Annotated in this window: 8 protein-coding genes and 2 pseudogenes; 4 read left to right on the top strand and 6 right to left on the bottom strand. The window is 72.7% G+C overall.

Features of this window, described 5'->3' with window-relative positions; translation table 11 throughout:
* The 3 genes from ACWJ6R_RS24575 to ACWJ6R_RS24565 form a co-directional block, all read right to left on the bottom strand.
* A partial coding sequence (locus ACWJ6R_RS24575; RefSeq protein ID WP_449064498.1) for an FMN-binding negative transcriptional regulator occupies nt 1–607 on the bottom strand: 607 nt, incomplete at its 3' end.
* A 94-nt stretch (nt 608–701) separates the two neighbouring features.
* Complete coding sequence (locus ACWJ6R_RS24570; protein ID WP_449064497.1) at nt 702–1,874, bottom strand: glycosyltransferase; 1,173 nt, start codon at nt 1,872–1,874, stop codon at nt 702–704.
* A 269-nt stretch (nt 1,875–2,143) separates the two neighbouring features.
* On the bottom strand, nt 2,144–4,003 hold the full coding sequence (locus ACWJ6R_RS24565; RefSeq protein WP_449064496.1) for a SpoIIE family protein phosphatase: 1,860 nt from the start codon (nt 4,001–4,003) through the stop codon (nt 2,144–2,146).
* A gap of 125 nt (nt 4,004–4,128) precedes the next feature.
* On the opposite strand from ACWJ6R_RS24565, the gene ACWJ6R_RS24560 reads away from it, so the two are divergent.
* Nucleotides 4,129–4,863 (top strand): ANTAR domain-containing protein, encoded by a 735-nt coding sequence (locus ACWJ6R_RS24560; protein ID WP_449064495.1) that lies wholly within the window; start codon nt 4,129–4,131, stop codon nt 4,861–4,863.
* 97 nt (nt 4,864–4,960) lie between these two features.
* On the opposite strand, the gene ACWJ6R_RS24555 is transcribed toward ACWJ6R_RS24560, so the two are convergent.
* Nucleotides 4,961–5,335 (bottom strand): STAS domain-containing protein, encoded by a 375-nt coding sequence (locus ACWJ6R_RS24555; protein WP_449064494.1) that lies wholly within the window; start codon nt 5,333–5,335, stop codon nt 4,961–4,963.
* Nucleotides 5,336–5,529: 194 nt separating this feature from the next.
* On the opposite strand from ACWJ6R_RS24555, the gene ACWJ6R_RS24550 reads away from it, so the two are divergent.
* The 3 genes and pseudogenes from ACWJ6R_RS24550 to ACWJ6R_RS24540 all read left to right on the top strand — a co-directional run bounded on the left by ACWJ6R_RS24550 (nt 5,530) and on the right by ACWJ6R_RS24540 (nt 7,807).
* Nucleotides 5,530–6,306 (top strand): SigB/SigF/SigG family RNA polymerase sigma factor, encoded by a 777-nt coding sequence (locus ACWJ6R_RS24550; protein ID WP_449064493.1) that lies wholly within the window; start codon nt 5,530–5,532, stop codon nt 6,304–6,306.
* A gap of 257 nt (nt 6,307–6,563) precedes the next feature.
* The gene (locus ACWJ6R_RS24545) at nt 6,564–6,947 is read left to right on the top strand and encodes an ATP-binding protein (protein WP_449064492.1); all 384 of its coding nucleotides are present in this window, start codon (nt 6,564–6,566) and stop codon (nt 6,945–6,947) included.
* Between the two features lie 27 nt (nt 6,948–6,974).
* Nucleotides 6,975–7,807 (top strand): annotated as a pseudogene (locus tag ACWJ6R_RS24540) (FAD-dependent oxidoreductase).
* Nucleotides 7,808–7,954: 147 nt separating this feature from the next.
* Here ACWJ6R_RS24540 and ACWJ6R_RS24535 read toward each other — a convergent pair.
* Entirely contained in the window at nt 7,955–8,140 is a 186-nt protein-coding gene (locus tag ACWJ6R_RS24535) for a hypothetical protein (RefSeq protein ID WP_068894029.1), read from the bottom strand.
* A gap of 3 nt (nt 8,141–8,143) precedes the next feature.
* Nucleotides 8,144–8,528: pseudogene (locus ACWJ6R_RS24530) on the bottom strand (hypothetical protein); the annotation flags it as partial.

The following is an 8,528-nucleotide window of genomic DNA, read 5'->3' as shown; positions in this document are numbered from 1 at the left end:
GGCGGCGCAGCAGGTGCGTGCGGGCCGGGGCGTCGCCGGGGCCGCCGCGCTCAGCGAGCCGCTCGGCGATGTGGCGGCGGTGCGCCTCGTCGGCGTTGCCGCCGTACTTGAACTTGCCCTCGACCTTCCGCACGGTCAGGCGCAGTCCCAGGATGCCGGGCAGCCGCCGCGCGTGCTCGGCCGGGTCGGCCAGACCGCCCTCCGGCTCCAGCCGGGCGAGCTGGGCCCGCAGGATGTCGAGCTTGCCCTCCGGGTCGGTGACGACCTCTGCGTGGCAGACGAGCTGGACGGCGGCGTAGTAGGTGGTGGGCACGCCGAGGCGGGGGTCGTCCTCGCCCGGCAGGACCTTCCACGCGCCGGGCACGTAGGCCCAGTCGCCGGCCACGGACAGCAGCACGGCCGGATTCTCCGCGATCGCCGCCCAGACCGGATTGGGCCGGGCCAGGTGGAGCAGGACCGTGCGGTCGTCGGCCAGCAGGAACTGGGTCGGCACCACCACCGGGACGTCGCGGTCCCGGCCGGAGGCGATGAGATGGCCGAACTCGCTCGACCTGACGAACTCCAGCGCCTCATCGGGAGCCGCGGCGTCCCATGGATGGATCATCATGCGGCCAAACGTATACCTATCCAGCCGAGTGCATCAAAAAGCCCGGTCCGGGAGCGAGCCGCACCCCGGACCGGGCGAAGGCCGGGCGGAGCCGTCAGGCGGCCGACGGCTGCAGGGCGCGCGCCTCGGCGGGGACGACGTCCTCGTAGACCCGGACGAGCTCCTGGCTGATCCGCTCCCACGAGTAGCGGGAGCGGACGCGGTCGGCGCCGGCGAAGCCCAGGGCCGTCCGCCGCGTCGGGTCGGCGAGCAGTTCGCGGACGAGCCGGGCGGTCTGCGCGGGACGGTCCGGCGCGACCAGCAGGCCGGTCACCCCGTCCACGACGGAGTCGGTGTGCGCGCCCACCGCGGAGGCGACGACCGGTACGCCGCAGGCCATGGCCTCCAGTACGACGACGCCCGCCGCGGCCTCGCGGGGCAGCGAGACGACCACGTCGGCGCTGCGCATCAGCTTGGGCATGGAGGCGTGCGCGACCTGCCCGAGCAGGGTGACCCGGTCCTCCACCCCGAGCTCCTTGGCCAGCATCATGACCCGGTGCGCGTCGGCGTCGTGCTCCAGGTCCGCGGCGGCCGGACCGCCGGCGACGAGCAGCTCCGAGTCCGGGACGCCCTCCAGCGCCCGGACCGCGGTCAGCACGCCCTTGCCCTCGGAGAGCGGCCCCACGTGCAGCAGGCGGGACCGGGTGCCGCGCGGCGTGGCGGGCCCCTGGCGGCGGAACCGCTCGACGTCGACACCGCAGGGCACCACGGCGATGTTGCGGCGCGGCACGCCCATCCGGATCAGCTCGGACTCCTCACCCCCGCACCCGGCGACCACCGCGCCGGCCCGGCGGCTGATCGCCCGCTGCAGCCGCGCCTTCCTGGGGTCGGCGCTCTCGCAGATGAAACCCTGGACGACCGGGATCGACAGGCCGTCCGCGCCCGCGATGGCGGCCAGCCCGGCGGTCCACGAGCAGGCGTGGACGACGTCCGGCCGGTCCTGGCTCCAGCGGCGGGTCAGCTCGGTGCCGAAGGCCGACAGGTGGCCCAGCACGTCGTCCTCGGACAGGTCCCCGGCGGGCCCGACGGCCAGGTGCTCCATGGTGACGCCGTGGGCCACGCGCACGCGGGCCTTGCCCGAATCGGAGGCCCTGCGCGTGTAGACGGTGACCTTGTGCTCCTTGCCGAGCTCCCGGGCGATGGCGAGCATCTGGGTGCGCTGGGCGGAGAGGTCGGACCAGTCCTGGGCGGCGGACAGGGCGTCGGAGAAGACAAATGCAATATTCACGGCACACCTCTGGGAGGAGACAGGCATGGAAAGCCAAGGGTTCCTTCAGGGGTGCCTGCGTCTTAGGCACTCATCTGTATGCGAGAAACCATACCCGGATCACCGTCGATGGCAAACCTCCATATTCCCGGCACCCCACGGGCATCCAGGGGTGCCGCGGCGGGACGGCGGCACCCGGCTCCGGCACTCCGACACTCGGCCCCGGCTCCCGGCTCCGGCACCCGGCCGGGCCGGAAGGCGGCTCCGGGGACGCCGCCCCCGCGTGCGGCCTACACCACACGCAGCGCGAGGACCACGATCTCGTCCCAGACCCGGCCGCCGGAGAACGCGTGCCGGTCCTCCTCGACGGTCTTGACCACGGTGGCGGGGGACTGCGAGACGCACCGGGCCAGCACGTCGGCCAGCCGGATCTCGCCGTACGCCTCGCCCTCGTCGTTGCGCGAGGCGACCAGGCCGTCGGAGTAGAAGACCAGCATCTGGCCAGCGGTCAGCGTGAGCTCCTCGTCGAAGGTCTCCCCGTCGGGGGAGATGCCCAGCGGCACGCCGCCGCCGGCGGTGAAGCGCACCGTGCCGTCGGGCCGCAGCAGCGCGGCGGGATGGTGCCCCGCGCTGGCCAGCCTGATCCGCCGCCCCTTGACGAACCCGGCCAGCGCCATCACGAACATGCCGCTGTGCTGCACGGCCAGCGCCTGGTTGAGCTTGCGCAGCGCCTGGCCGGGATCGGACTCCCAGACACTGAGCACGCGCAGCCCGTTGCGGACCATGGCGCTGACCGAGGCGGCCTCCTCGCCCTTGCCCGCGGCCCCGCCGAGCGCGAAGCCCCAGCCGTCCGCGACGGGGAAGACGTCGTAGAACTCGGCGCCCACCGGGCTGGACCCCGCGTGGTAGATCGCCGCGGCCTCGAACCCCGGGATGTCGGGGAGGCTGCGCGGCACGACGCTGGTGCGCAGGGCGTCGGCGGCCTGCGACCGGTTCTGGAAGCTGCGCCGCGCCCGCACCGCGAGCCCCAGGTGCACGCCGATCTCCTGCAGCACGCCCAGGTCGGCCAGGGAGAACGGCTCGCGGTCGCGCAGCCGTACCAGGGTGAGGGAACCCGCGGGGCCGTCCTCGCCGCCGATCGGCACGCACAGCACCGAGGCCGCGCCCATCACCCGCAGCAGCGGCGGCCCGTCACCGGCGCCCCCCAGCAGGGTCTCGTCCTCCACCATCTCGTGCACCACGCCGGAACCACCGGTCAGCACGTGGGCGATGAGCGGCGCCCGCAGCGGGTTCAGCCCCTCGACGAGGCGGACCAGGTCGGTCACCGGCCGGTCGGAGGGACCGAACACGCACGCCCGGCGGGGATTGCCCTCGCGGACCACGTCGGCGATCACCCAGTCGGCGGCCTCGGCGGCCAGCAGCCGCGAGGCGCGGGTGACGGTCACCGGCTGGCGCAGGCTCTCCTCGTCCAGCAGCAGGCGGGTCATCCGGGACAGCAGCTCCTGGCGGCGCGCGGAGGCCAGGATCAAGGCGGCGTCCGACCGGTCGGCCGGTCCCGGCGCCACCTCGGCGACCTGCGTCTCCAGCGGCAGGATCACGACCGCGGTCATCGCGTGCGGCTCGCCCGGCATCGTCAGCCGCACCAGGGCGAGCTGCACGGTGTGCGCGCGGCCCTGGTGCGCCAGCCGGGTCTGGAACGTCGCCGTCTGGCCGCTCTGCTGCACCGCGGTCAGGTGCGAGCGGAAGGCCGCCCGGCGCGAGACGTCGACGAACAGCGGGAACGACCGGCCGATCAGGTAGCCGGCCGGGCTGCCCAGCATCCGCGAGGTCTCCGCGCTGATCCGCCGGACCACCCCCGAGCCGTCCAGCACCGCCACCGGCACCGGGAACGTCTTGAACACCTGGCGCAGCAGCTTGAGCTCCCGCTGCGAGCCGTTCTCCCGCTCGCCGGACCGCCGCGGGGTCCTGCGCAGCTCGCGCAGAGCGGCGTCCAGCAGCTCGCGGGCGGTGTCCAGCTCGGCGAGCGCGGCGTCGAGTGTGGAACGGGGGTCCGCGGGGTAGCTGGACCTGGTCTCACGCAGGGACAGAACCCTCGCGGTCAGCGCGTCGAGAGCCTGCTCCAGGGCGGGAAGGCCAATGGGTTCGGTCAATGCTCGTCCTCGTCCAGGGCCGGAGTGGGGTGTCCCGCTGTAGACGGTACGCCACCCCGCGGGTCTCATCGATGCGCGGTCGGGCAGTGGTTAAGTTATCGGAACTCCGGAAGGGACCTCATCGCATGGACATGATGACTCCCGTTCTCGCCCGGGATCTCGCCGCCCTCGGCAGGGTGAGCGAGGAGACCTCCAGCGAGAGCGTGCTGTGCGGGCTGACCGCCACCCTCGCGGGCGGCGTGCCCGGTTGCGCGGGCGGATCCGCCGAGCTCTGGCGGGAGGAGCGGCTGGTGGTCTCGGCCTCGCACAGCGAGCTCGTCGTGCTCGTCGACAGCGAGAGCGGGCTGGGCCGGGGGCCCTGCGCCGAGGCGCGCTCCAGCGGCGGCCACGTGATCGTGCAGGACGTCCTCCGGGAGAGCCGCTGGCCCGACTACACGGCGATGGCGGTCCGCTGCGGGGTCCGCTCGGTCCTGGCGATGCCGATCACCGTCGAGCGCGCGGTCCTGGTCCTCGGCCTGTACGGCGTGCGCCCCGGCGTCTTCGCCACCCGGAACGTGACCCCGCTGGCCGAGATGCTGGCCGAGCAGGTGACCGTGGCCCTGGCCAACATGTGGGACTACGACGAGGTCCGGACCGACGCGGCGCAGATGCAGGAGGCGCTGGCCGGGCGCGCCGTCATCGACCAGGCCAAGGGCATCATCATGAAGTCCAGCGGGTGCTCCGCCGAGGAGGCCTTCGACGAGCTGCGCCGGGTCTCCCAGCACCACCAGGTGAAGGTCGCCGACCTGGCCAGGCTCCTGGTCGACGAGCACCAGCGCAACCGGGGCAGCCGGCCGGTCCGGCCGGACCAGGTGCTCTAGACCAGAGGCTCTGGGGCCGCCCCGCTCCGGGATCCGGCCGGGATCGGGACGGTCTCCCGGCTCAGGACCGGCGGCGGAACAGGCGGGCCCGGGGCGGTCAGGACCGCTCGAACGCCGCCAGCGCGTCGCCGAGCGTGTCGTAGAGCGGCAGCCGCTGGGCCAGGCCGGTGATCCACATCACCTTGGTCTTGGCGTACTCCACGCCGATGAGGGCGAACCGCCCGCCGGCCTGAGTGCTGACCTGCCACTGGTGCACGATGAGGCCGAGGGCGCGCGAGTCCATGAAGGTGACGCCGCCGAGGTCCAGGATCATGTCGAGGCCGTGCTCGGCGGCCTCCGCGGCGAGATAGTCGGCGAACTGGTCCCTGGTGGTGGCGTCGAGCAGGCCGGTCACCCGGATGACGTTCACTCCGTCCACGGTCGCCGACGCCAGGGCCAGGGCTGATCCATCACCGTTGTTCGACACCGTCACCCAGATCCTCCTCGCGGTTCGCATAGCAACCTTACTGTTACCTGGCGGGGAGTAATACTCCCGGAATCCGGGGAATACTGGAGGCGAGGTCCAGCAGAGGGCCTCGCCTCGAAACGTGGTCGAGGCGATGCCGTCTGCCCGGATACTGCTCCGCTGGCTTCGGCGCCGCCCGACAGTCATATCAGGGAGCAGCGATGTCTGTTCAGGCACTCGAAATCAACGACATGACCGCCGAGGACCTCCTGGCGGAGATGGTCTCGCCTGAAATCTCTGAATACCGCGCAGAGCGGCTGCGTGAGCGCATCGTCGAGATGCACCGCCCGCTGGCGATGGAGATCGCCCGCCGCTACCGCTACCGGGGGGAACCCCTCGAGGACCTCCTCCAGGCCGCGTACGTCGGCCTGATGAAGGCCATCAACGGCTTCGACCCGACCCTCGGGCACCCCTTCCGGGGATACGCCGTCGTCACCATGACCGGCGAGGTCAAGCGGCACTTCCGCGACCGCACCTGGGCCATCCGCGTGCCCCGCGTCTACCAGGAGCGGCGGGCGGAGCTGAACCGCCTGGTCTCCGACCTGAGCCAGGAGTTCGGCCGCGCCCCGACCGTCGCCGAGCTCGCCGAGAAGATGAAGATCAGCGAAGAGGACGTGCTGCTCACCCTCGACGCCTCCGCCGCCTACAGCGCGCTCTCCCTCGACGCGCCGCTCGGGGCCGACGACGACGCGGCCGCCCTGGGCGACGTCATCCCCGACGAGGACGACGCGCTGTCGGTGCTGGTGGACCGGGAGGCGGTCAAGCCCTTGATCGACAAGCTGCCGCCGCGGGAGAAGAACATCCTGCTCCTGCGCTTCTTCGGGAACCTCACCCAGGCCGAGATCGCGGCGGAGTTCGGCATCTCCCAGATGCACGTCTCCCGGATTCTGCGTAAGGTGCTGGACCAGTTGCGCGCCGAACTTCTCGCTGAAGCCTGAATATGACCCTGGTTGCGGGGCAGCTCAGTCGGCGGGAGCCTAGGTGGCATAGAGTGCGTTCCGATGAGTCCCGGGCACTCAGGGTGCGGGTGCCACGGGGCGGGGGAGGCGGTTCACGGGTGAACGAGGACGGTGCTCGTCCGGCTCGCTTTCAGGCGGCCGACGACCGGCTTCGGCCTTCCTGCGAGGGCGCGCCGCCCCAGGACGAGGCGGACTCTCCGGACGGATCCTCTCCCGCCGGAGGCGGATCCGCCCGGATGGCACAAGCCGAGCTGGCGTTCTGCCTCCCCGACCTGCCGCAGGTGCGCGAGTTCGCCACGGTGCACGCCCTGCGCAGCGGGATGGGGGAGGAACGCCTGCCCGACTTCCTGGTCGCGGTCAACGAGGTCGCCACCAACGCCGTCACCCACGGGCACGCCAGCGCCAAGGCGCTGCTGCGGATGTGGACCGAGGGCGGGGCCCTCGTCGTGCAGGTCCACGACGAGGGCCGGTGGGTCCCCGAGACGCCTCCCGGGACCACCCCTCCCGGGCCCTACGCCACCAGCGGAATGGGACTGTGGGTGGCCCGGATGGTCAGCGCCGACATCGACTTCCGGACCGGCCCGAACGGGACGGCCGTCACGATGTCCTTCACGATCTGAGGCCGCCTTTCCGGGTAGGGGCCGGACATGAGTCACATTCCCCGCATCCTGATCGTCGGCGGCGGCTACGTCGGCATGTACACCGCGCTGCGCCTGCAGCGCAGGCTCCGCCGCGGCGAGGCCCGCGTCACCGTTGTCGACGCCGACTCATACATGACCTACCAGCCCTTCCTTCCGGAGGCGGCGGCCGGGAACATCGAGCCCCGGCACGTCGTCGTCCCCCTCCGCCGGGTCCTGCACAAGTGCGAGATCGTCAACGGCTGGGCGGCCGGCGTCGACCTGCGGGCCCGGACCCTGGAGGTCCACCCCCATCAGGGCCGCCGCGCACCCTCCCCTACGACATCCTCGTCTTCGCTCCCGGCTCGGTCTCGCGCCTGCTGCCCATCCCCGGCGTGGCCGAGTGCGGCATCGGCTTCAAGACCGTCGAAGAGGCCATCCACCTGCGCAACCACGTGCTGGCCCAGCTCGACCTGGCGGCCTCCACCGAGACGGAGCGCAAGACCTACCGGCACGCCTACGCGGGCTCGGTCGCCAGCCTGGGCCTGCACCGGGGCGTGGCCCAGATCTACGGCCGGAAGCTGCGCGGCTTCCCCGCCTGGTTCATGCACCGGACCTACCACCTGTCGCGGGTGCCGACCTTCAACCGGAAGGTGCGGGTGCTGATCGACTGGACGCTCGCCCTGTTCTTCCGCAGGGAGATCACCTCGCTCGGTGCGCTGTCCCATCCCCGCGAGGAGTTCGAGTTCGCGGCCCGTCCGGAGTCCCGCATCCCGGAGCGCGCGGAGCACCCGTCCCCGGACGGGAGGCCGGGGGTCCGGGACGCGCAGGAGCGGCTTGCGGCCCCGGCCGAGCGCCGGTGAGGGCCGCCGGCCCGCACGGGGAAAGCCCCCGGTGAGATCCGCCCGCCGGCACGAGGAACGTCAGCACGAGGAACGGGAGGGGGCGCCGCCCTGCCAGGGCGGCGCCCCCTCCCGTTCCCGTCCGGTCCCCGTTCCGGCCGGGGCCGATCACCTCCTGCGCCGCCAGCCTCCGCCACGCCAGCCGGCGGTGCCGACCCCGGCCTGGTGCAGGGCGAGAAGCAGGAGTCCGAGCAAGATGAAGGTCGTACCGGTGATGCCGGCCCCGAGCCTCGCGCCGATCAGATCGAGCAGCAGACCGAGACCGAACACGATGGCGGCGGCGATCGCGAGCATGGGTCACCTCTTCCCGGACGACATGGGGGACACCGGCGACGGAGCGGGTGCGTCGCCGGACGCGGTGGACGGCGCCGACAGCTCCAGCAGCTGCTCCAGCACCGACCGGTAGTCGCGCAGGGCCGTACGGAGCAGCTCGGTGTCGGCCTGCTCGGTGTCCTTCCAGCGGCTCTGCAGATCGGAGGCCCGCGCCTCCAGGGCGGTGCGGATCGCGGTCGTCATCTCATCCAGGAGCGAGTCGGCGCGCTCCACCGCCCTGCGCGGGTCGTCCACGAAGCCCACCTGGACCTCCTGCCAGCGCCGCCGGACGTCCTCGGGGTCATCGTCCAGCAGCCAGAGGCGGGCGGAGGGCCGCGACGCGGCGGGCTCGGCACCGGCCGCCACGGCG

Source organism: Planomonospora algeriensis, assembly GCF_977012225.1.
This window is presented reverse-complemented; position numbering and strand designations above follow the sequence as displayed.